Origin of the sequence: Devosia sp. FJ2-5-3, from assembly GCF_029201545.1 — a bacterium.
GTDB lineage: Bacteria > Pseudomonadota > Alphaproteobacteria > Rhizobiales > Devosiaceae > Devosia.
The window spans coordinates 1,512,491-1,536,251 of record NZ_CP104007.1; the positions used below are offsets into that span (position 1 = coordinate 1,512,491).

15 protein-coding genes are annotated in these 23,761 nt (G+C 62.9%); 9 read left to right on the forward strand and 6 right to left on the reverse strand.

Annotated elements, in window-relative coordinates:
- Positions 1–5: 5 nt before the first annotated feature.
- The 3 genes from urtC to urtA form a co-directional block, all read right to left on the reverse strand.
- Positions 6–1,211 (reverse strand): urea ABC transporter permease subunit UrtC, encoded by a 1,206-nt coding sequence (gene urtC, locus N0P34_RS07290; RefSeq protein ID WP_275606354.1) that lies wholly within the window; start codon positions 1,209–1,211, stop codon positions 6–8.
- Between the two features lie 109 nt (positions 1,212–1,320).
- Positions 1,321–2,919, reverse strand: a complete 1,599-nt coding sequence (gene urtB, locus N0P34_RS07295; protein WP_275606355.1) for an urea ABC transporter permease subunit UrtB — start codon at positions 2,917–2,919, stop codon at positions 1,321–1,323.
- Positions 2,920–3,244: 325 nt separating this feature from the next.
- Positions 3,245–4,549, reverse strand: a complete 1,305-nt coding sequence (urtA, locus tag N0P34_RS07300) for an urea ABC transporter substrate-binding protein (protein WP_275606356.1) — start codon at positions 4,547–4,549, stop codon at positions 3,245–3,247.
- Between the two features lie 235 nt (positions 4,550–4,784).
- Between urtA and N0P34_RS07305 the strand changes: the two genes are divergently transcribed.
- From N0P34_RS07305 to N0P34_RS07325, 5 genes are all read left to right on the forward strand, one after another.
- Entirely contained in the window at positions 4,785–8,153 is a 3,369-nt protein-coding gene (locus N0P34_RS07305; RefSeq protein WP_275606357.1) for an ATP-binding protein, read from the forward strand.
- Positions 8,140–9,048 carry a DNA-binding response regulator gene (locus N0P34_RS07310; protein ID WP_275606358.1) on the forward strand — a complete coding sequence of 303 codons (909 nt, stop codon included), beginning with the start codon at positions 8,140–8,142 and terminating at the stop codon, positions 9,046–9,048. The genes N0P34_RS07305 and N0P34_RS07310 overlap by 14 nt, the downstream gene beginning before the upstream one ends.
- A 345-nt stretch (positions 9,049–9,393) precedes the next feature.
- On the forward strand, positions 9,394–10,275 hold the full coding sequence (locus tag N0P34_RS07315) for a hypothetical protein (RefSeq protein ID WP_275606359.1): 882 nt from the start codon (positions 9,394–9,396) through the stop codon (positions 10,273–10,275).
- An 84-nt stretch (positions 10,276–10,359) separates the two neighbouring features.
- Positions 10,360–12,528: an FdhF/YdeP family oxidoreductase gene (locus N0P34_RS07320; protein WP_275606360.1), complete on the forward strand. Its 2,169-nt coding sequence runs from the start codon at positions 10,360–10,362 to the stop codon at positions 12,526–12,528.
- A 125-nt stretch (positions 12,529–12,653) separates the two neighbouring features.
- Positions 12,654–14,243 (forward strand): tetratricopeptide repeat-containing diguanylate cyclase, encoded by a 1,590-nt coding sequence (locus tag N0P34_RS07325; protein ID WP_275606361.1) that lies wholly within the window; start codon positions 12,654–12,656, stop codon positions 14,241–14,243.
- Positions 14,244–14,248: 5 nt separating this feature from the next.
- Here N0P34_RS07325 and N0P34_RS07330 read toward each other — a convergent pair whose 3' ends face one another.
- The gene (locus N0P34_RS07330) at positions 14,249–16,411 is read right to left on the reverse strand and encodes an AI-2E family transporter (RefSeq protein WP_275606362.1); all 2,163 of its coding nucleotides are present in this window, start codon (positions 16,409–16,411) and stop codon (positions 14,249–14,251) included.
- A gap of 138 nt (positions 16,412–16,549) precedes the next feature.
- Between N0P34_RS07330 and ettA the strand changes: the two genes are divergently transcribed.
- From ettA to N0P34_RS07345, 3 genes are all read left to right on the forward strand, one after another.
- Complete coding sequence (ettA, locus tag N0P34_RS07335; protein ID WP_275606363.1) at positions 16,550–18,205, forward strand: energy-dependent translational throttle protein EttA; 1,656 nt, start codon at positions 16,550–16,552, stop codon at positions 18,203–18,205.
- A 304-nt stretch (positions 18,206–18,509) separates the two neighbouring features.
- Entirely contained in the window at positions 18,510–18,848 is a 339-nt protein-coding gene (locus tag N0P34_RS07340) for a hypothetical protein (protein WP_275606364.1), read from the forward strand.
- 43 nt (positions 18,849–18,891) lie between these two features.
- On the forward strand, positions 18,892–19,740 hold the full coding sequence (locus N0P34_RS07345) for an alpha/beta hydrolase (protein ID WP_275606365.1): 849 nt from the start codon (positions 18,892–18,894) through the stop codon (positions 19,738–19,740).
- A gap of 154 nt (positions 19,741–19,894) precedes the next feature.
- Here N0P34_RS07345 and N0P34_RS07350 read toward each other — a convergent pair whose 3' ends face one another.
- Both N0P34_RS07350 and N0P34_RS07355 read right to left on the reverse strand, forming a co-directional pair.
- On the reverse strand, positions 19,895–20,344 hold the full coding sequence (locus N0P34_RS07350) for a host attachment protein (RefSeq protein ID WP_275606366.1): 450 nt from the start codon (positions 20,342–20,344) through the stop codon (positions 19,895–19,897).
- 136 nt (positions 20,345–20,480) lie between these two features.
- Positions 20,481–21,371 carry a hydrogen peroxide-inducible genes activator gene (locus N0P34_RS07355; RefSeq protein ID WP_275606367.1) on the reverse strand — a complete coding sequence of 297 codons (891 nt, stop codon included), beginning with the start codon at positions 21,369–21,371 and terminating at the stop codon, positions 20,481–20,483.
- A gap of 114 nt (positions 21,372–21,485) precedes the next feature.
- On the opposite strand from N0P34_RS07355, the gene katG reads away from it, so the two are divergent.
- Positions 21,486–23,687: a catalase/peroxidase HPI gene (gene katG / locus N0P34_RS07360; protein WP_275606368.1), complete on the forward strand. Its 2,202-nt coding sequence runs from the start codon at positions 21,486–21,488 to the stop codon at positions 23,685–23,687.
- Positions 23,688–23,761 lie beyond the last annotated feature (74 nt).

Consider the following 23,761-nt stretch of genomic DNA (forward strand, 5'->3'; position numbering starts at 1 on the left):
GGTTCTCACTCCGCCGGACGGGGTTGAGGGGAAGTGCCGAAGCTGGCGGGGTCTTCGCCGCGCTCCATGTCGGCAGAGGCGCTGGGTTTCGGAGCGGCAGGTGTTTCGGCGCGGATGGTACGGCGTCTGCCCATGATCTGTTTCCAGAGGCCGACAATTCCTTTGGGTAGGAAGAGGGTGACGAAGATGAAGAGCGCGCCAAGGGCGAAGAGCCAATATTCGGGTAGCGCCGATGTGAACCAGGATTTGCCGAGATTGACCACGATGGCGCCGATGATCGGGCCGATGAGGGTGCCGCGACCGCCGACGGCCGCCCAGATCACAACCTCGATGGAATTGCCCGGTTCAAACTCGCCGGGATTGATGATGCCCACCTGCGGCACATAGAGCGCCCCGGCAATGCCGGCCATGATGGCGGAGACGGTGAAGGCGAAAAGTTTTACGTATTCAACGCGGTAGCCAAGGAAGCGGGTGCGGCTCTCGGCATCGCGCACGGCGACCATGACCTTGCCGAGCTTGGAATTGACGATCATCGAGCAGACCAGCACCGAGAGCGCGAGGGTGATTGCGGTGGCGGCGAAGAGGGCGGCGCGGGTGGTCTGCGCCTGGACCGGCGCGCCGAGGATTTCCTTGAAGTCGGTGAGCCCGTTATTGCCGCCAAAGCCCATATCGTTGCGGAAGAAGGCGAGCAGCAGGGCGAAGGTCATCGCCTGGGTGATGATCGAGAGATAGACGCCGGTGACGCGGCTACGGAAGGCAAAGAAGCCGAAGATAAAGGCGAGGAGGCCGGGGACCAAGACCACCATGACCATGGCAAACCAGAAATTATCGAAGCCCTGCCAATACCATGGCAGCTCTTTCCAGTTGAGGAACACCATGAAGTCCGGCAGGTTCGCATTGCCATAGACGCCGCGGCTGCCGATCTGGCGCATGAGATACATGCCCATGGCATAGCCGCCGAGCGCGAAGAAGGCGCCGTGACCGAGCGAGAGAATGCCGCAATAGCCCCACACCAGATCGAGCGCGAGCGCGAGGATGGCGTAGCTGAGATATTTGCCGAAGAGCGAGACCATATAGGTCGGGACGTGGCCGAAATTTCCCGGCGGGATCAGAAGGTTGGCCATGGGCACGAGGATCGCGACGGCGAGGAAGATGCCGATGACCCAGATGGCCTTTTTGTCGAGGGCGCGGAACAGGGCTTGGGTCAGCATGGGGAAGAACTCCTATTCAGTGCGTATGGCCCACCCCCACCCTTGATCCCTCCCCACAAGGGGGAGGGAGACGAAGGGGCCGCGTATTTGGTGATCAAAAGGCCCAAAATCATTGCTCCACCGCCCGGCCCTTGAGGGCGAAGAGGCCGCGCGGGCGGCGCTGGATGAAGAGGATGATGAGGACCAGAATGATGATCTTGCCCAGGACGGCGCCGGCATAGGGCTCGAGAAATTTGTTGGCGATACCGAGAGTTAGCGCGCCCACCAGGGTGCCCCAGAGATTGCCGACACCGCCGAAGACCACGACCATGAAGCTGTCGATGATGTAGTTCTGCCCCAGGTTTGGAGAGATGTTGTCGATCTGGGTGAGGGCGACGCCGGCGAGGCCGGCGATGCCGGAGCCGAGGCCGAAGGTCATGGCGTCGACGAAGGGGGTGCGGATGCCCATGGAGGAGGCCATGCGGCGATTCTGGGTGACGGCCCGCATCTGCAGCCCAAGTGCGGTTCGATTGAGGACGAGCAGCAGGGTTGCGAAGACCAGCAGCGCGAAGATGACGATCCAGAACCGGCCGTAAGTGATGGAAAGTCCAAAGAAATCGACCGAACCGGACATCCAGGTGGGGGCGATGACTATCTGGTTGGTGGGGCCGAAAATGGAGCGGATTGTCTGCTGCAGGATCAGCGACAGACCCCAGGTGGCGAGGAGGGTTTCGAGGGGACGGCCATAGAGCCAGCGGATGATGCCGCGTTCGATGCCAACCCCGATGGCGCCGGTGACGAGGAAGGCGGCGGGCAGGGCGATGAGGAGGGAATAGTCGAGCAGAAACGGGAAGTTAGTGCGGATCACCAGCTGGACGAGGAAGGTGGTGTAGGCCCCGAGCATGACCATTTCGCCGTGGGCCATGTTGATGACGCCCATGACGCCGAAAGTGATGGCGAGACCGATGGCGGCGAGGAGGAGAACCGAGCCTAAGGATATGCCAAACCACACATTTTGCAGCGCGTCGCGGACCGATTTGGCCTGCTGGAGGCCGGCGAGCGCGGCGTTGATGCTGGTGGCCAATTCGGGCGGCGCATCTTGTAGCGCCAGGGTCAAATTGGTTAGCGCAATGTTAGCATTTCCCGCAGCAATCCGCGAAACTGCGGCCTGTCTGTCGCTGATCGCGGCATCATTGTCGCGGAGGACAATGACGGCGCGCGCCGTCTCCATGGTGTCGCGGATCGCGGCGTCGGTTTCGGCTGAAATGGCCTCGTCGAGGATGGGCAGATTGGCCGGGTCGGGATTGGCGAGGAGCTGGGCGGCGGCCGAACGGCGCCGCGCGGGATCGTCACTCATCAGCGTCATGCCCGAGAGCGCGGTGGCGATGTCGCGGCGGAGACCATTATTGACGCGGATGCGGGAGAGGTCGGCATCGGGGCCGAGTTCAATGGCCTCGCCGGTCATTGGGTCGGTGATCCGTTTGCCGGTCTCTATGACAACGCGGCCGGAGGTGTCGTCGACATAGAGATTGCCGTCGGCGAGGGCGGTGAGGGCAGGAATGATGGTGGGGTCGCCGGTTGCGGCGAGGTCGGTGACGAGGGCGCCCAGTTCCTTGAGGCTGGCGTCGCCCATGGATTGCACCAGGGCGGGGATGTCGGTCTGGGCCTGCGCGGTGGCCGGGAAGAGAAGCGACAGGGCCAGGAGCGCGAGGCGGAGGAAATTGGTCATCGCTTTGTGTCCTTGTCGGGTCGTCGGAATGCAGTTCGAGTTTTAGGACCCCCACCCGGCCTCCCCCTGCAGGAGGGGGAGGGGTGGATCGAGTTTGGGGAGAGTTCCGTGGTCGCCCCACGGAACCCCCACCCTCAATCCCTCCCCACAAGGGGGAGGGAGGCGATGGGGCGGCGGTTCGCTCGCCGACTGGTGGGTGGGGCACCCCCTCCCAACCTCCCCCGTCAAGGGGGAGGTGCTGCATCGCGTTTGGCGAGAGTGCCGTGGCCTTCCCAGGGCCCCCCACCCGGCCTCCCCCTGAAGGAGGGGGAGGGGAAGAGTGCGCTTACTTGGAGGCTAGTGCCGAACCGCAGGTTTTGGTTTCGGTGTTGTAGTTGCCGCAGTTGATGGGGGCGGTCCAATCGGCTTCGAGCATGGCGCTCTCGGGCAGGAAGTCGGACCAGGCGTCGCCGGGGACGAGATCTTCGGTTTCCCAGACCACGAAGAACTGGCCATCGTCCTGGATTTCACCGATCAGCACCGGCTTGGTGATGTGGTGGTTGGGGAGCATCTTGGCGATGCCGCCGGTGAGGTTCGGCGTTTCGAGGCCGACAATGCTGTCGATGACGGCGTCCGCTTCGGTGGAGCCAGCGGCTTCGACGGCCTTGACCCAGAGATTGAAGCCGATGAGGTGGGCTTCCATTGGGTCGTTGGTGACGCGGTCGGTCGAGCCGATGAATTTCTGCCAATCAGCGATGAAGGCTTCGTTTTCCGGCGTATCGACGCTCATGAAATAGTTCCAGGCGGCGAGGTGGCCGACCAGCGGAGTGGTGTCGAAGCCGGAGAGTTCCTCTTCGCCGACCGAGAAGGCGACGACGGGAATGTCTTCGGCCTTGATGCCCTGGTTGCCCAGTTCACGGTAGAACGGCACGTTGGCGTCGCCATTGATGGTCGAGACCACGGCAGTCTTCTTGCCGGTCGAGCCGAAGGCCTTGATGTCGGAGACGATGGTCTGCCAATCGGAGTGACCGAAGGGCGTGTAGTTGATCAGGATGTCTTCCTTGGCGACACCCTTGTCGAGCAGATATTGCTCGAGGATCTTGTTGGTGGTCTGCGGATAGACATAGTCGGTGCCCGCCAGGACCCAGCGCTCGACGCCTTCTTCCTCGGCGAGATAATCGACAGCCGGGATGGCCTGCTGGTTGGGCGACGCGCCGGTGTAGAAGACGTTGCGCTGGCTTTCCTCGCCTTCGTACTGGACGGGGTAGAAGAGTAGCGAATTGAGCTCTTCGAAGACCGGCAGGACCGACTTGCGGCAGACAGAAGTCCAGCAGCCGAAGACCGCGTCGACATCGTCGACTTCGATCAGCTGGCGCGCGAGTTCGGCGGCCAGCGGCCAGTCGGAGGCAATGTCGACGACGACGGGTTCGAGTTGCTTGCCGAGCAGGCCGCCCTTGGCGTTCTGCTGCTCGATGAGGAACAGCATGGTGTCCTTGAGCGTGGTTTCCGAGATCGCCATGGTGCCCGAGAGCGAATGGAGAATGCCCACCTTGATGGTGTCGTCCTGCGCCATGGCAGGGGTCATCGAAAACGAAAGTCCGCCGGCGAAAGCCGCGGCAACAATAGCGCTGCGGGCGCTGAGAATGGTCATGTTTAGTCCCCTGAAAGTTTGTTCCCCGATGACACCAAGGGAGGCGTCTCGGGAGGAGACTGGAGCGGTTGCGACCAAAGACCCTATACGTCGATTGACGTAACTGCCGCCGAGGCTGCTTCGAGCAATTGCGCCAAGCGCCCGAAAAACCGGGTGATTTGGCTAAAAAGCGTGCTATTTAAGCGGTGGCAATTTTTTGGGCAGAGGGTGTTTCTGTCTATAAACTGGGCGGAAAATGGCGCGGCAGCGGATCATTCCTATTCGGCGTGACTATAATCGCTGGGTCGCGAACCAGACTTTGGAAGACTATGCCTTGCGGTTTACCGCCAAGTCGGCACGGCGCTTTTCGAACGACCGGATCTCCCAGACCGCCATCGGCGCCATCTCATTCCTGGCGCTCGAGGCCATTGGCGGCGCCATTACACTGAGCTATGGCACGACGAATGCGCTGATCGCCATAGTGATCGCGTCCATCGCCATATTGCTCGTGGGTGTGCCGATTGCGCGCTATGCGACACGGCATGGTGTCGACGTCGACCTGCTGACGCGGGGGGCGAGCTTTGGCTATATCGGCTCCACCATCACCTCGCTGATCTATGCGAGTTTCACCTTCATCCTTTTTGCGATCGAAGCCTCGATCATGGCCAGTGCCTTGCAACTGGCCTTCGGGCTGCCCCTCTGGATCGGTTATATCATCTCCGCAATCGCGGTCATTCCGCTGGTGACCCATGGCATCCGCATGATCAGCCGGTTCCAACTGCTGACCCAGCCGGTCTGGATCGTGCTCAATATCCTGCCGTTCATTTTCATCGCCTTCATGGATTGGGAGAAATTCGATCTCTGGCGCGCCTTTGCCGGCCTTGGTCAGCCAGAGGGCGCGGCGGGCAGCATGGCGCCCTTTGAAATCGCCAAATTCGGTGCGGCTTCGGCGGTAATCCTGGCGCTGATGACCCAGATCGGCGAGCAGGTCGACTTCCTGCGTTTCCTGCCCGCCGAAGGAGCGCCGAAATGGCGGCAGAAGATCGGGATATTCCTCGCTGGAGCAGGATGGGTCATCGTCGGAGCTCCGAAACTGATCGCGGGGTCGTTCCTCGCCGTGCTGGCGCTGTCGGCAGGTGTCGCGCCAGAGCATGCTTCCGAGCCGGGATATATGTATGCCGTGGCGTTTGGCTACATGATCCCCAACGAATTCCTGGCGCTGATGCTGATGGCGGTGTTTGTCGTGGTCAGCCAGCTCAAGATCAATGTGATGAATGCCTATGCCGGCTCGCTGGCCTGGTCGAACTTTTTCTCCCGGCTGACGCACAGCCATCCGGGGCGGGTGGTGTGGCTCCTGTTCAACGTGGCCATCGCGCTCTTGCTGATGGAATTGGGCATCTATCGGCTGCTCGAGGAAACGCTGGGGATTTTCTCGATCATCGCCATGGCGTGGCTATGCTCGATCTCGGTCGACCTCTTCGTCAACAAGCCGCTGGGCCTCGCGCCGCCAGGCATCGAATTCAAGCGGGCACACCTCTACGACATCAATCCGGTGGGCGTCGGCTCGATGCTGCTCTCGGCGGTGATTGCGCTGGTGGCCCATTTCGGCGCCTTCGGGGAAATGGCGGCCTCGCTTGCCCCCTATATCGCCCTTGTCGTTTGCTTCGTCGCCTCGCCGACGATCGCCTGGGCGACCAAGGGCAAATTCTATCTGGCGCGCAAACCGCGAAAAGCCTGGGCATCGAAGCCGTCGGTGACCTGCTCGATCTGCGAGCATCCGTTCGAGCCCGAGGACATGGCATGGTGCCCCGCCTATGCCGCGCCGATCTGCTCGCTCTGCTGTTCGCTGGATGCGCGCTGCCACGATATGTGCAAGCCGCACGCCCATTTCCGGGCGCAGAGCCACGCGGTGGCCGCGACCATATTGCCGGACTGGGCGATCGAAAAGTTGCAGACGCGGCTGGGGCGCTATGGCGTCTCCATGGGGATTGCCGTGGCGATCCTCGCCGGCATTCTGGGGCTGGTTTATTATTTCGCCATTGGCGCCGCGCCGGCGACGGCGGAAGTCGTCGGGGGGACGCTGCTGGTGGTCTTCTTCGTCTTCGCGGTGGCGGCGGGGATCATGATCTGGTTCCTGGTGCTGGCGCATGACAGCCGGCTGGTGGCCGAAGAAGAAAGCTCGCGCCAGAACACGCTGCTGCTCAAGGAAATCGACGCGCACGGGCGCACCGATGCGCAATTGCAGCGCGCCAAGGAAAAGGCGGAGGCGGCGAACCAGGCCAAGAGCCGCTATGTGGTCGGGCTGAGCCATGAACTGCGCACGCCGCTCAACGCAGTGATGGGCTATGCGCAGATTTTGGAGCGCGACGCGGGTGTGCCGGAGAACCGGCGCGGTTCGGTGCAGGTGATCCGGCGCAGTGCGGAGCATCTCTCGGGGCTTATCGACGGACTGCTCGATATTTCGCGGATCGAGACGGGGCGGCTGCACGTCTATTCGAACGAGATCAATATCCATGATTTCCTCGACCAGATCGTCGACATGTTCCGCCTGCAGGCGCGGGCCAAGGGGCTGGAGTTTCGCCATGTGCGGGCAAAATCGCTGCCGCTCTATGTGCGGACGGACGAAAAGCGGTTGCGACAGATCCTCGTGAATTTGCTGTCGAACGCGATAAAATTCACCAGCGCCGGATATGTCCGGTTCGAGGTCGGTTACCGGATGCAGGTGGCCAGCTTTGTGGTGGAAGATAGTGGCAGCGGCATTCCGGAGGTGGAACTGCCGCATATCTTCGAGCCCTTCGTGCGCGGCGAGGCGGAGCACAACAGCTTTACGCCCGGACTGGGGCTGGGGCTGACGATCACCAAGCTTCTGACGGAAACGCTGGGCGGGGAAATCAGCGTCACCAGCACGCCGGGAGAGGGGACGCGGTTCCAGGCGCGACTGATGCTGGCCAAGGTGGAGCGGCCGGTGGCGCACCTCTCCGCGGCGCGGGAGATCGTCGGATACAAGGGCGCGCATCGGACAATTCTGGTGGTGGACGACAATCTCGATCATCGCGAGCTGATGCGGGAAATGCTGACGCCCTTGGGGTTCACCGTGTTGACGGCGGAGAGCGGGGCAGGGTGTCTCGCCATGCTCGATATCGTGCAGCCCGACCTTTATTTCCTCGATATCCGCATGCCCGGAATGAGCGGCTGGGCGCTGGCGGCGGCATTGCGGGAGCGTGCGGTCGGTGCGCCTGTTATCATGCTTTCGGCCAATGTGGGGGATGGCGGGGGGCCGGCGAGCCGGGATGCCGGGCACAGCGACAGTCTCGCCAAGCCCTTCGATCTCGCTCAGCTGCTCGACAAGATCGGGCAGCATCTGAAGCTTGAATGGGTTTTCGGCGGGGCCCAGGAGGGGATTGTCGTCGGCGAGCCGATGCGCAATCCGGGGGCGGAGCATTTGCAGGAATTGGCGAGCCTGGGGCAGATCGGCCATATCCGCGGCATCGAGGCCAAGCTGCGGGGGCTGGCGGAGGAGCCGGCAAACTTGCCGCTGGTTGCGGCACTGCGAAAACCGCTCGAGGCCTATGATTTTGAGGGATATGCCGAAGTGCTGGAGCGGATAGGCCATGAGCCGGCTTGAGAGGGACCAGGACATCGTGCTGCTGGTCGACGATTCTCCGGAATCGCTGGGCTTTGTCACGGCGGCGCTGGAAACCGCAGGGGTGACGGTGCTGGTGGCGCGCAGCGGGGAGGCGGCGCTGGGCATTGCGCAGCGGGTGACGCCGGATGTGGTGCTGATGGATGCGGTGATGCCGGGGCTCGACGGGTTCGAGACCTGCCGCCAGCTCAAGGCCATGGCGACGCTGACCCATGTGCCGGTGATCTTCATGACCGGGCTGACCGAGACCGAGCATATCGTGCATGCGCTCGAAAGCGGGGGCGTGGATTATCTCAGTAAGCCCATCAATGTCGATGAATTGCGGGCGCGGATCCGGGTGCATCTGGCCAATGCGCGGCGGGCGCAGAGTGCGCGGATTGCGCTCGATGCGGCGGGGCGGCATCTGGTGGCGTTCGATGCGGAGGGTGGGGTGATGTGGTCGACGCCGCAGGCCAACCGGCTGCTGGAGCGTTCGGGCATGGATGCGGCGGGGCAGGCGGAGATGGCGCGCCGGTTCGGGCTTTGGCTCAAGGGTAATCCGGGGCATGGGGGCGGCTTTGACCTGGCGCTCAGCGATGCGCCGCTGCTGCAGTTTTCATTCCTGGGGATTGTCGGGGGCGCTGAATATCTCTTCCGGCTGGCGGGAGCGCAGGCGGCGGGGCAGGAGGATGCGCTGCGGCAGAGCTTTGGGCTGACCAATCGCGAGAGCGAAGTGCTGCTGTGGATTGCGCGAGGGAAGTCGAACAAGGATATCGGCGATATTCTGGGGCTCAGCCCGCGCACGGTGAACAAGCATCTCGAGCAGGTCTATACCAAGCTCGGCGTCGAGAACCGGGCGTCCGCGGCCATCAAGGCCTTGCAGGTGATCCCGTCTTAACTCCGCGCCATCATGGATGATTTTTTGGGAACCCTATCCCGCCTCTGCCGTTGAGCAGGCGAACTGCAAATCAGCAGTACGGCTAGCGGCGAACCGACCTCCCTCCCGGATCGCCATCATGGTCGGCGGTGGCGCGAAGGCTGACGCTCCTTCGATGTGACCCCGATGGGGCGCGGAACCAAGGTTCCGCGCCTTCTTTTTTGCCGAGGGCGCAAACTGGCATTTTAACGATTTTGGCAATTCTTGCTAAACCATTAATGCTGTTGAATTTTTCGTGAAGAAACGGTTACCTCAAGCATAGGTTCTTCCCCGTAGCGACCGTCGACGTGGAAAAGGAGAAGGATCATGAAATTACTTTCGAGAACGTTTCTGTCACTCGCTCTGCTCTCCAGTGTGGCGCTGCCCGCCCAAGCCCAATCTTTGCTGGGAATTGTTGGCGGCGATGGCGATAATGCCTTGATTACATTGGGATCGGGTGATGCTTCTTCTTCCGGGCTCATCAATCTGGGCGTCGGAGGCGACAATCTCGTCGACTTGCAGATTGGCGGTTCCCAGCCGCTTGCAGGCGCCACGGTCGGCGTCGGTGGCGGCAGTCTTGTCGATGCCAATGTCAATGCTCTCAACGGTGCTGCCAATGTCGATGCCACTATCGGAGGCGGCAGCCTTGTCGACGCGAACGTCAATGCGCTGAATGGCGCGGTCAATGTCGACGCCAATGTCGGCGGGCCCAGCCTGATTGGCGTTGATGTCGGGATCGGCGGCGGTGGCGGAGGTTCCGGCGGCGGCGGTGGCAATGGCGGTGGCAATGGCGGCGGCGGTGGCGGCAACGGCGGTGGCGGCAACGGCGGCGGCGGCGGCAATGGTGGTGGCGGCAATGGTGGTGGTAATGGCGGCGGCTTGCCTGTCGCTTCGACCGGCTCCGGCAATGGCGCGGCGGCATGCGTGGGCACGCAACCCTCGCAATTGGAGCGGCTGATCCGCGACACCCGCATCGACGCCTCCTGGCAGCGCGCCAGCAATGTCGCCATCCAGCGCGTTTCCATCTGCCCCGAAGTGCAGACCTGGCTCGCATCGACCCTGACCAGCACCGGCCTTGGCCGCAGCCTGCAGGCGGCGATCGGCAGCGATCCGCTGCTCAATGCCTCGATCAGCCGGTCGAGCTACAGCCCGTCGCGGGTTTTTGCGGTCAATCGCAGCGGCAACCAGCTGACGGTCTTCGTCTACTAAAACTTGCGGTGAGGCCAGCGTAGCGCGCTTGCCTTCCCCAAGTCTCCCGGCGACAATCGCGATATTGTCGTCGGGAGATTTGTTTTGGCTGATACCAGCGGGATTGTCGGAGGCGGCCCCAAAAAGGTGCTTTACACCCTGTCCACCATCACCCGGATGGGGGTGGGCAAATCGGCCAAGGCGCTTACCTCAAAGAACGCCTGCAAGGCCTGTGCCTATGGCATGGGCGGGCAGCGCGGCGGCATGACCAATGAGCTCGATGAGTTCCCCTCGGTCTGCAACAAGAGCGTGCAGGCGCAATCGACCGATATCCAGCCGCCCATACCCCACGAGATTTTCAGTCATAGCATCGCCGAGTTGGGTGAACTGACCGGCAAGGAAATGGAGCATCTCGGGCGCCTTGGCGTGCCGCTGTTCCGGCGCGCGGGCTCCGAGCGTTTCGAGCCCATCGAGTGGGAGGAGGCGCTCGACCATGCCGCCGAGCGACTGCGGGAGACCGATCCGGGGCGCAGCTTTTTCTATTCGTCGGGACGCTCGTCCAATGAGGCCGGGTTCCTGTTCCAGCTGCTGGCGCGGGCCTATGGCACCAACAACGTCAATAATTGCTCCTATTACTGCCATCAGGCGACCAGCGAAGGGCTGGCCACCACCATCGGCAAGGGGACGTCGACGGTCGAGCTGGAGGACCTGACCTCAACCGATCTGATCTTCGTCATCGGCGCCAATCCGTCCTCCAATCACCCGCGCTTCATTCACATGCTGAAGAATTGCCGCGAGCGGGGCGGGCAGGTGATTGTCATCAATCCGGCCAAGGAACCGGGCCTGGTGAAATTTGCGGTGCCGAAATCGCCCATGTCCATGCTCAAGGGTGGCAGCGAGATTGCTTCGGACTATCTCCAGCCCCGGATCGGCTCCGACATTGCCCTGTTCAAGGGATTGGCCAAGGCGGTGCTGGAGCAGGGCACCGAAGACCGTAATTTCATCGCCGCCCATGGCGCCGATTTCTCGGCCTTTCGGGAGGATCTTGATGCCCTCGACTGGGACGAAATCTCCACGGCCTGCGGGCTCTCCCGCGACGAGATAAGCCGGGTTGCAGCGGCCTATGGACGGGCAAAGAACGCCGTGTTCGCCTGGGGCATGGGGATGACCCACCATGTGCACGGCGTTGCCAATGTCGAAGCCATAGCCAATCTGGCGCTGTTGCGCGGCATGATCGGAAAACCCTCTGCGGGCCTCTTGCCCTTGCGCGGGCACTCCAATGTGCAGGGGATCGGCACGATCGGGGTCAAGCCGGTGCTGGCCCGCGATGTGCTGGCGCGGATGCAGCAGGAATTCGGGGTGACCTTTCCCGAAGAGAAAGGGCTCGACACCATGGCCTGTCTCAAGCGGGCAGAGGCGGGGGAGATCGACGCCGCCGTTATCATGGGCGGCAATCTCTGGGCCGCGACCCCGGACACGGCATTTTCGAGCCGGGCAATGGGCGCCATAGGGTTCAAACTCTTTCTCACCACGACGCTCAACCAGGGCCACGTCCATGGACTTGGCGCGGGCGAGGTGTTGATCCTGCCCGTCACCGCGCGCGACGAGGAATGGGAACCGACGACGCAGGAATCCATGTTCAATTTCGTCCGCCTGTCCGATGGCGGCATCTGCCGGATCGATACCGTCCGGCCGGAAAGCTGGATCCTGGGACAGATCGGCAAGCGCATGCTGCCGAATTCGCCCATCGACTTCGAGGCCTTTTCGGGCCACGCGAAAATCCGCGACGCGATTGCCGCCATCGTGCCCGGCATGGAAGATCTCGCCGATATCGACGTGGCCAAGCGCGAATTTCATATCCGCAACCGGGTGATGCATGTGCCCGAATTCGGCACGGCGGACGGACGGGCGCACTTCGTGGTTACGCCCATCCCGCAGATGGAGGAAGGACGGCTGATGCTCGCCTCGGTTCGCAGCGAGGGCCAGTTCAACTCAATCATCTATGAGGAGACGGACAGCTATCGCGGCAAGGCGGGACGCAAATCGGTCTTCCTCAATGGCGAGGACATGGCGGAACGTGGGCTGGCCGAGGGGCAGAAAGTGGTCGTCACTTCTGACACCGGCAGGATGGAGGGCGTGGCGACCCTGTTCGACCTGCCGCGCGGCTCGGTGCTGGCCTATTATCCGGAAGCCAATGTGCTGGTGGGGACGGCGGTCGATCCGCGCAGCAAGACGCCGGCCTTCAAATCTGTTCCCGTGCAAGTTTCGGCGTGAGTGTTGCGGTGAAATTGTGCAAGTAGAGGCCGAAAATACGCAGTTATCACAGGCGATTTTCGCATTTTGATTTTCCGTTTGTTTACCCGGACGGGCTGATGCTCAAATGCCAAGGAGGCTAGGCAGTGCCGGGTTACGAGGATCAGAGCTTGCTTTCCCGGGTTCACGCCTGCTGGGACAAGGGCCGGGTCGGCCGGTCGCATGAGGGTCTTGTGGAAGCCCGCCGGCTGCTCATAGAAGCGCGGCGGGCAAATGATCTCGAGGCCCTGGCGGGCGTCAATCGCTGCATAGGATGGTTCTGCCTGCAGCTCGGCTTCACCGAAGATGCGTTGAAAGCGGCCAATGAGGCGCGCAATTACTATGCCGGCGTGGACGATAATTGGGGGCATGCGCTCTCACTTGCCGTCTATTCGTGGGCCCTGCTCGATGTCGGCCTTTCCGATATTGGATTTGAGAGCGCCGCAGAGGCGACAGTGATTGCGGCGCGCACCGACGATCTGGCCCTCAACGCCTTTGCCCTCAACTGCAAGGCCATCGCGCTAGTGATGTGCCTCGAGGACAAGCTGGCAGTCGCGCTGCTTGACGAGGCGCTGGAGCTGGCGAATTTGTCGGGCGACATGAGCACCCGGGCCCTGACCCTGGTCAATTTCGGCTATGCCAAGATGAACCAGGTTTTTCGCGCCCGGGCGGAAGGCCGGCGCGATGCCGAGAGCATGCTGGCCGCCGAGGCCATGGACTTTGTCGAGCAGGCCGTCGAGGTGGCGCGCGAAGCGGGGGACCTGTGGAATTTGCGCGTGGCGCTGTGCAACGGGGCGGAGCTGTTCAGCTTTGACGGTAATATCGAAAGGGCCAAGGCCCTGCTGGCAGAATGGGACGATCTGCCCGGAGTGACCGGCCCGCGCGAAGATATTCACTACATCTATTCAAAGGGCGACGTGCTGTATCGGCTGGACCGCAACGAAGAGGCGCTGGAGCTCTATCGCGACGCGCTGCGTCTGGCGGATCAATCGGCCCTGCATGACCACAAGGTCAACGCCTTGCGCCGCTTGTGCGAGATCAAGGCGAAGCGCGGCGAGTTCGAACAGGCCCTGTCCTATCACCGGGCCTTCCACGATGCCTATGTGGCCCAGACCGGCGAGATGTCGCGCCGCAGGGCCCATGCGCTCGACATGCAGCTGCAGAACGACAAACTGCGGGAGAAGGCGGCGCAGCTCGAAATGCAGGCAGGCCTCGATCCGCTGACGGGAATTCCGAACCGGCGCGCATTCGACGCCGTCTTCTCCCAGCTTTCGCACCAGCAGGCGGTGGTCGGGATTCTCGATATCGATCACTTCAAGCTCGTCAACGACCACTATTCCCACCTCGTGGGCGACCAGGTGCTCATTCGGGTTGCCGGGCTGGTGGAGGCCATCAACCCGGCAATGCAGATTTTCCGAATTGGCGGGGAAGAGTTTGCGCTGGTTTTTGCCGGAATGTCGCTGGAGCACGCCGAGCCGCTGGCTACGCTGGTGGTGAACGCGGTGCGGCGGCTCGATCTGGGCGATATCGCCAAGGGGCTGCAGGTGACGGTGAGCATTGGCCTGGCGGAGTCCGGTGTGCTCGCCGGAACCGCGCTTCTGGCGGAGGCGGATCGCCGCCTTTATGTGGCCAAGAAGGCCGGACGCGACCGGGTGATCGCCGATGCCAGATCGTCCATCCTGGCCGTCTCCGCCTGAGCGGCCTAGCCGAAGCGTTCGACAAGGGCGGCGGCTTCCCCGGCAAGGCGCTCCGCGTCCTCGAGGGTGAAGGCGTGGGGCTCGTAATCGATCAGCGCCAGCGCGCCGATCTTGCGGCCATCGGCGAGCACCAGGGGCACGCTGGCATAGAAGTCGATGCCATTGGTCAGGAGATAGGAATTGTCGCCGATACGCTCGTCCTGGGCGTTGGTGTGGACGATCAGCGGAGCCTCGCTATCGATGGTGAGCTGGGTCAGCTTGACGGCGTCGAAATCCTCGAGATGCCGGTCGTCGTCGATGAGGTTGATGACCGCGGCCGGCACGCCGAAACGCTCGGCGATATCGTCGAGAGCGCGCCCCAGTTCGTCGTCGCCGCGGCCGAGGCCGGCAAAGGGCTGCCGGTCCCTGCTCATCGGGGTGGACTGATCAGGTGTCCGTAATTCGACAATGCCCTCGCAGACACTGCTGATGTCGCGGTAGACGATGTCGACATGGAGCGTCTCGGCAGTCTCTTCGGCGGTGAGCGGGTTGAAGAGGACGGCGGCAATGATGGTGTTCGGCGCCATGCGCCGGACCCGGCGGGCGACGTAACGGCACTGCGCGCGGACGTCGCTGCCGGTGAAGACCAGGACCATGGCGTGGACCGGGTCGAGGTTCAGCCGCCCGATGGCTTCCTGGCGTATGGCGCCGGGGGGCACAATGCTGGCGGCCACATCTTCGCCGGCCAGTTGAACGCCCACGAGCCGCGCGGCTGCCTCGTCGATTTCCGTGCGCCCGCCGACAAGGAGTATGGGCTCTCCGTCGGACCATTTCCGGGCCAGGACCGTGTCCAGCACGGCCTCGAAGGAGGTGATCAGCTGGCGCCGCTGGGGCAGGGATTCGGGCCGATCCGAGAGCTCGATCGTGCCCAGACGCAGGGCCCCGAGCATGACGTCGCTGACCAGTTCCTTTTGACCGTGTTCCTCCAGATAGTCTTCGCTGATCTGGATCGCTTCCTCGGCATCGCCCTTGAGCATGCGCTGGTAAAGCCGCTCGGCGGGGGAGAGGACGGGCTCGCTGCCAAGGAGGGTTTCGAGAAAACGGAACTGGGGCAGATGACGGCCGATGACGACGAGGCAGACCGTCATGGGGGTCGCAAGGATCAGTCCCACGGGTCCCCAGAGCGTCGCCCAGAACATGGCCGAAAGCAGGATGGCGATCGGCGACACGCCGGTGCTGGTGCCGTAGAGGCGGGGCTCGATGACATTGGCGGTGGTCAGGTCGATGACGAGGAACAGACCCACCGACATCAGCAGCATGTTCCAGCCGGGGTCGATGGCGAAGGCCAGCGCAAAGGGCAGGACGGCGATGATCAGCGCCCCGACGAAGGGGATATAGCGGAAGAGCACGATGAGCAGGCCCCAGAGCGGGGCGCTGGGCACGCCGATGAACCAGAGGCCCGTGCCGAAAATAATGCCATAGGTGATGTTCACCATCAGCTGGACGATGAGATAGCGGCCGACGCGATGGCTGGCGTCGGTGATTGCCAGATTGGTCAGCGAATAGCGCCCCGCGCTTACCAGCCGAATGAAGCGGTCCTGCAGATCGGCGCGGCCGAACAGCAGGAAGATGAGGAAGACGGTGACGATCGCGATAGTGGCGACGGGTCCGATGATGGACCCCATCACCGAACCGAGCAGGTTAAGAGGACCCAGCTCGTTTGATATGGTGACGGGAACGGGGCGCACCTGGCCGGGTTGCAGGGGCTCGTCGCCGCCCAGGCCGTTTCCGACGCTGGCGATCATATTGTTGATCTGATCGAGCCAGACGAGGCCACCAAACTGTTCCTGGAGGCCCGAAATCTTGGTCAGGATGGTCTGGCGATAGCCCGGCAATTCCTGGGCGAGGCCGGCAATCTGAATGCCGGCGAAGAAGACGAAGCTGGCCAGCGCGGCAATGGCGATGATGACGGCGAGGATGACGGCGACGGCGTCGGGCAGGCCGAGCCGACGGTTCATCCAGCTGACGAGCGGATTGAGCGCAAAGGCGAGCAGGGTCGCCAGCACCAGGGGCACGAAAATGCCGGCCCCGAAATAGAGCAGGGCGGCGATGATGGCGAAGGTGGCCACGCTCTCGAAGGTGCTGGGACGGCGTCGCGTGAAGGTCGGTGGAACTGTGAAGTCAGACATGTGAGCCCCCGAGGTCAGGGAATAACATGCCCGTGATGACTTGGTTCCCCCGCGACGTGGGGACCGGTTGCCCCGCCTGCGCGCTTGGCCTACATAGGCGTCAAATTCCCTGGTTTTTTCTGAGAGGTTTCCCGGCACATGGCGCGCCAGTTCATTTATCACATGCACGGAATGAGTAAGGCCTATGCCGGCGGCAAGAAGGTGCTGGATAATATCCATCTCTCCTTCTACCCCGACGCCAAGATCGGCATTCTGGGCCCGAATGGCTCCGGTAAGTCGACCTTGCTCAAGATCATGGCCGGCATCGACACCGAGTTCACCGGAGAGGCCTGGGCCGCCGATGGCGCCAAGATCGGCTATCTGGCGCAGGAGCCGCAGCTCGATCCAAACCTCGACGTGCTGGGCAATGTGATGCTCGGCGTCAAGGAGAAGAAGGCCGTCATCGATCGCTACAACGAGCTGATGATGGACTATTCGGACGAGACCGCCGATGAGGCGGCCAAGCTGCAGGACGTCATCGACAGCCAGAACCTCTGGGATCTGGAAAGCCAGGTCGAAGTGGCCATGGAAGCGCTGGGCTGCCCTCCGGGCGATTCCGCGGTCGACAACCTCTCGGGTGGTGAAAAGCGCCGCGTCGCGCTCTGCGCGCTGCTGCTCAGCAAGCCCGATCTGCTGCTGCTCGACGAACCGACCAACCATCTCGACGCCGAGACGACGGCGTGGCTCGAACGGCACTTGCGCGAATTCGAAGGCGCCGTGCTGATCATCACCCACGATCGCTACTTCCTCGACAACGTCACCGGCTGGATCCTCGAGCTCGACCGCGGCCGCGGCGTGCCCTACGAAGGCAATTACTCGGCCTATCTCGACGCCAAGGCCAAGCGCTTCGCGCAGGAAAAGAGCGAAGACGCCGCCCGCGCCAAGGTGCTGGAACGCGAAAAGGAATGGATGGGCATGTCGCCACAGGCGCGCCAGTCCAAGTCCAAGGCGCGTATCAAGGCGTATGACGAACTGGTCAAGCTCAACGACGCCCGCACCATGTCGCATACCGCCCAGATCATCATTCCGCCGGGCGAACGCCTCGGCCATAACGTCATCGATGTGGAGGGGATCTCCAAGTCGTTCGGCGATCGCCTCCTGATCGACAATCTCAGCTTCAAGCTGCCGCCCGGCGGCATTGTGGGCATTATCGGGCCGAACGGCGCCGGCAAGACCACGCTGTTCAAGATGCTGACCGGACAGGAAAAGCCTGACTCCGGCACCATCACCGTCGCCGAGAACGTGCACCTGGGCTATGTCGACCAAAGCCGCGATACGCTCGCAGCTAACAAGACCGTCTGGGAAGAAATCTCGGGTGGCGACGACATCCTGATGCTGGGCAAGCGCGAAATGAACAGCCGCGCCTATACTTCGACCTTCAACTTCAAGGGCGGGGACCAGCAGCAGAAGGTCGGCAATCTTTCGGGTGGCCAACGTAACCGCGTGCACCTGGCCAAGATGCTCAAGGCCGGCTCGAACGTTCTCCTCCTCGACGAACCGACCAACGATCTCGACACCGAAACGCTTGCAGCCCTCGAAGAGGCGCTGGAGGAATTCGCCGGTTGCGCCGTGATCATCAGCCACGATCGCATGTTCCTCGATCGTCTGGCGACCCACATGCTGGCCTTTGAAGGCGACAGCCACGTGGAATGGTTCGAAGGCAATTTCCAGGACTACGAGGCCGACAAGGTTCGTCGCCTCGGCGCGGACGCCGTCAACCCCAAGCGCGCAACCTACAAGCCGCTGACGCGCTAGGCTTATCAGGCTCCAATCCAAATTGTGGCCGGTCCCGACACTGTCGGGGCCGGTTTTTGTTTGGGCAATCGGGGCCGGAAACGTCCCCATTGCCGAAGGCTGCCCCGACGTCGCCGGGTGGAAAGCCGGCTGCGCCGGATCGCATGCGAGGTTTGGGGGCCAAGGATCCGCATTTCTCCCCCGTCGCTCCTTTACCAATCCGCCAGAACAGCGCGAAAACCCGTTGGGTTTGCTGGGGTTTATGCAATATGCTGGACCTCGATAAGGGCCTGCGCCCTTCAAGGTTTTTCGTTTGGGGGAATGGATGAAGAGGTATTTGACGGGGGCGGCGCTGCTCGGCGGCCTTGTCCTCGCCGCGCCGGCCGGGGCAGCGCCCGGGCTGTGCGACATGACGGGCTATGACAGCTTTGCCTGCGACGTGGTCGTCGATGGCGGCGGGCTGACATTCTCGCTCCCCGACGGCCAGGTGTTTGCCTTTGCGCTTACCGCGGACAATTCGGGCCAGGGCTACCGGATAGCGGCTGAGCCAAAGCCGGGCCAATTGCCGGTGGAGCTCGGGGTATTCGCGCCAGTGGAGGGGGAGCCCGGCTGCTGGTTCGGTGGCCGCGACGAGATCCGTTTCTGCGCCATGGTGCAGCAATAGGCGGCAGACCGGCAAAAGTCCTCATTCAAGCGGAGCCTTGCTCATGTCAGGCCAACCATTTGCCATAGAAGTCGGTGGGGCGGTTCTGCCCGGGGTGGAACTCGGCGAGGGGCTTCCCGTCGTGTTCCTCCATGCCGGCGTGTGCGACCACCGCATGTGGACCCACCAGATGGAGATGGTGGCCGATGCCGGCTGGCGCGCCATTGCCTATGACCGGCGCGGCTATGGCGATGCGATGAGCCCCGATGAAAGGTTCAGCCACCTTGATGACCTCGAAGCGGTGCTCGAGGCGCTCGATGTCCATGCGGCCATTTTCGTGGGCTGTTCGCTGGGCGGAGGACTGGCGCTCGATTTTGCGCTGCGCCATCCCGGGCGGGTGATCGGGCTCGTGCTGATCGGTACATCGGTGACCGGCGCGCCGTGGTCTGCCACGCAGGTGGAGCAGTCTATCGAAATGGCCGAGGAGGACGCCTGGGAGCGGGGCGACCTCGAGCTGATGAATCGCGTGCAGGCCCATGAATGGCTCGATGGGCCAAGGGCGCAGAGCGGCAGGGTGGGCGGGGAGGCGCGCGCCCTGTTTCTCGACATGAACGCCAAAGCGCTCGCGAAGCCGGCATTGAGCCAGGAAGAAGAGCGGGAGCCGGCGTGGCCGCGCGTTGGCGAAGTGAATAGCCCGTCGCTGCTGATCGTCGGCGACCAGGATTTCACCGCGCTGGTGGACCGGCATGAGCACCTCTCGGAGACCATGCCCAATGCCTTTGCCGTGGTGCTGGAAGGCGTCGCGCACATCCCCAGCATCGAGCGACCCGACCTCATCAACCGCATGCTCGAAGAATTCCTCGATGCCTTCACCGGCGACGAGGACGATGATGATGAGGACGACGAGGAATAGGATAGGCGGCGCAGCGGAAGAAGTGATTCAAGGCGCTGATGCACTGAATCAGTTCCTGCGCGAATTGAGTCAGATTTTCCGCGCAATATCTTGATTTAGCACGGTTTTTGGATGTGGCCCGGCGCTCCTGGAGGGGGCGCCGGGCCGTCTTCATTCAGACCGCGATAATGCCGTCAAAATGCTTGTTCAACTGCGGCGTGGGCAGGTTGGTCAAATCCTTGTCGAGTTCCGCCAGGACCAGTTTCTTGGAGTGATCGGACAATTGCTTGCGGAAATTGCCCAGGGCAATCGGCGCCGCGGCGATCACCAGCCGGTCGAAGGCACCATCGAGCGCCTTGCGGTCGAGTTCCTGTGCGACCGAGCGCACAAATTCGGCCTCGCGGTGCTCGGCGGCATCGGTGCGCGGTTCCATGGCGCTGCGGCCGGCGCCCGCCGAGGAAAAGCCGCGTCCTGGCTTGTCGGTGTTGATGTCCTGGCTCTGGAGGGGAGCGATGGACCATTCAAGGCCGCTGATGCTGGTAAGCCCTTTTCCGGGGCCATTGTGCTCCAGGATGCGTGCCTGGGTGCCGTTGGCGATCAGGATCCAGGTAATGGGCTTTTTCATCTGCTTCTCCTCAGTTGGGACGGACCCGACCGCAGCATTTGCGCCACGGTCATCGAGAGCCAAACGTCCTACTGATGAAAAGGTTGGGGTGACCGGACACCAGTTCAATGGCCGCCCCGATCCTATTGCGAAAATGCTAGGCCGGTTCGCCGCTCTCGACGTGCTGCGTGGTGCGCACAATTTCGGCGATTTGCTGAAAAATCCTGCCATATGGGGTGGCCTCCCGCCAGACGAGGCGCAATTGGCGGCCCGCACTCGGGTCGTCGAGGCGATGGATGGCGATGCGGGGGTCGCTGCCTTCCTTGTCGATTGCGATCTCGGGCAGCAGGGTGACACCCTGCCCATTGGCCACGAACTGGACGATGGTGGAGAGGGAGGTCGCGGCAAAGGTGCGGCTATTGCGATCGTCGTCGAGGCGACAGGCCGAGATTGCCTGGTCGCGAAAGCAATGGCCCTCATCGAGCAGGAGAATGCGTTCGGGCGGTATCTGTGTCAGCGACACCGGATCCGCGCTGGCTTCCCCGCGCTGCGTGGCGAGCACGAAGGCGTCCTCGAACAGCGGTGCGCTGACGAGGCGGGGGCCGGTGCGCGGCGGCTCGGTGGCGATAAGGGCGATGTCGATCGAGCCATCCTCGAGCCCGTCCAGCAGCGTCTCCGTGCGGCTCTCGCTGATGGCAAAGCGCATGTCCGGGAGATCGGCGATCAGCGCGGGAAAAATCTTGGGCAGGAGATAGGGCGCCACGGTCGGGATGAGGCCGAAGCGCAGTGGTCGATCGGGCCTGCCGCCATGGCCGAGAGCAAAATTATTGAGCTTGTCGGCGGCTTCGACCGAAGCCTCGGCCAGCGCCACGAACTCCCGGCCAAAGGGGGTAAGACGGACGCCCGCCTTGCCCCGATCAAAGAGCGCCGTGCCGCAAATTTGCTCGAGGGCAAGAATTTGCTGGGACAGCGCCGGCTGGGATACGGCACAGGCTTCGGCGGCGCGACCGAAATGGCCGGCGCGCGCGACGGCGAGGGCGTATCGCATCTGTTTGATCGTGATTGGCAAGATAAGTTCACCTTATCGGTGGGGAATGAATAATCGATTGGCCTTATGAGTGCCAGCCCCCTATAACGCCCTCAACAAGAAAAGGGTGCCCACATGAACGACATTATCAATCCCGCTCCTGCCTCCGACGCTCCGGCCGGCAAGTGCCCCGTTGATCATGGTGCCAAGTCCGCTCGGTCCAATCGCGACTGGTGGCCCAACCAGCTCGATATCTCGGTATTGCATCAGCATTCCGCCCAGGCCAATCCGCTGGGCGCGGCATTCAACTATGCCGAAGAGTTCAAGAAGCTCGACTATGAGGGCCTCAAGGCCGATCTGCGTGCGCTGATGACGGATTCGCAGGACTGGTGGCCGGCTGACTTCGGCCATTACGGTCCGCTCATGGTCCGCATGGCCTGGCACTCGGCCGGCACTTATCGCGTGCAGGACGGTCGTGGCGGTGGCGGCGCGGGACAGCAGCGTTTCGCCCCGCTCAATTCCTGGCCCGATAACGTCAATCTCGACAAGGCGCGTCGCCTGCTCTGGCCGATCAAGAAGAAATTCGGCAACCGCATTTCCTGGGCTGACCTCTTCATCCTGACCGGCAACGTCGCGCTCGAATCCATGGGCTTCAAGACTTTTGGTTTTGCCGGTGGCCGCGTCGACACCTGGGTGCCCGAGCTCGATATCTATTGGGGCCAGGAAGGCGAATGGCTCTCGGACGCCGAGCGCTACCAGGGCGAGCGCGAGCTCGATAGCGCGCTGGCGGCCGTGCAGATGGGCCTCATCTATGTGAACCCCGAGGGCCCGGCCGGCAATCCCGACCCGCTCGCCTCGGCGCGCGACATTCGCGACACCTTTGCCCGCATGGCGATGAACGACTACGAGACCGTAGCGCTGATCGCGGGTGGCCACACATTCGGCAAGACCCATGGTGCCGGTCCCGCCGACAATGTGGGCGCGGAGCCGGAAGCGGCAGGGCTTGAGGCGCAGGGCCTGGGCTGGGACAACAAGTTTGGCACCGGCAAGGGCGCCGACACCATCGGGTCGGGCCTCGAAGTGACCTGGACGACGACGCCGACCAAGTGGAGCAACAACTTCCTCTGGAATCTGTTCGGCTATGAGTGGGAGCTGACCAAGTCCCCGGCCGGCGCACATCAGTGGATTCCCAAGCACGGCATGGGCGCCAATACGGTTCCCGATGCGCACCACGCCGACAAGCGTCATGCGCCGGCCATGCTGACCTCGGACATCGCCCTGCGGGTCGACCCCAATTACGAAAAGATCGCCCGCCGCTTCCTCGAGAACCCGGACGAGTTCGCCGACGCGTTTGCCCGTGCCTGGTTCAAGCTGACGCACCGCGACATGGGTCCCAAGGCCCGCTATCTCGGTCCCGAGGCACCGGCCGAAGACCTGATCTGGCAGGATCCGCTGCCGGCTCGCGACTTCGCTGTCATCGACGACGCCGATATCGCCATCCTCAAGGGCAAGATCTTGGCTTCGGGCCTTTCGGTTGCGGAGCTGGTGTCGACGGCCTGGGCATCCGCCTCGACCTATCGCTTCTCCGATATGCGCGGTGGCGCCAATGGTGCCCGCGTGCGTCTGTCGCCGCAGCGCAATTGGGAGGTGAACAAGCCCGAGCAGCTGACTCGCGTGCTGGAAGTGCTCGAAGGCATCCAGACCGCGTTCAACAGCGCCCAGACCGGCACCAAGAAGGTGTCGCTGGCCGATGTCATCGTGCTGGCGGGCACTGTCGCGGTTGAGCGCGCAGCGCTCGATGCCGGGGTGGTGGTCGAAGTTCCGTTCACGCCGGGTCGCGTCGATGCGTCTGCCGAACAGACCGACGCGGATTCGTTCAAGTGGCTGGAGCCGATCGCCGATGGCTTCCGCAACTATTATCGTCCGCACCGCCTGTCGGCTGAAGCTGCGCTGGTCGACAAGGCCCAGCTTCTCGGCCTGTCGGCTCCGGAGATGACGGTGCTGGTCGGCGGCCTGCGCGTGCTCAAGGCGGGCGTCAATGACCATGGCGTGTTCACCAATCGTCCGGAACAGCTGACGAACGACTTCTTCGTCAATCTTCTGGATATGGCAACGCAGTGGAAGCCGGCCGGCGACGGCGTCTACCAGGGCACGGACCGGGTCACCGGCGAAGCCCGCTGGACCGCAACCCGCGCCGACCTCATCTTCGGTTCGCACAGCCAGCTGCGTGCCATGGCCGAAGTCTATGGCCAGGCCGATGCGGGCGAAAAGTTCGCCCGGGACTTCGTCGCCGCCTGGACCAAGGTGATGAACGCCGATCGCTTCGATCTCGTCTGATCGATTGCAAGAGAGTTGAGAGAAGGCTCCGGGTTTTCCCGGAGCCTTTTTTCTATGGGGACCAGGACTTAGGG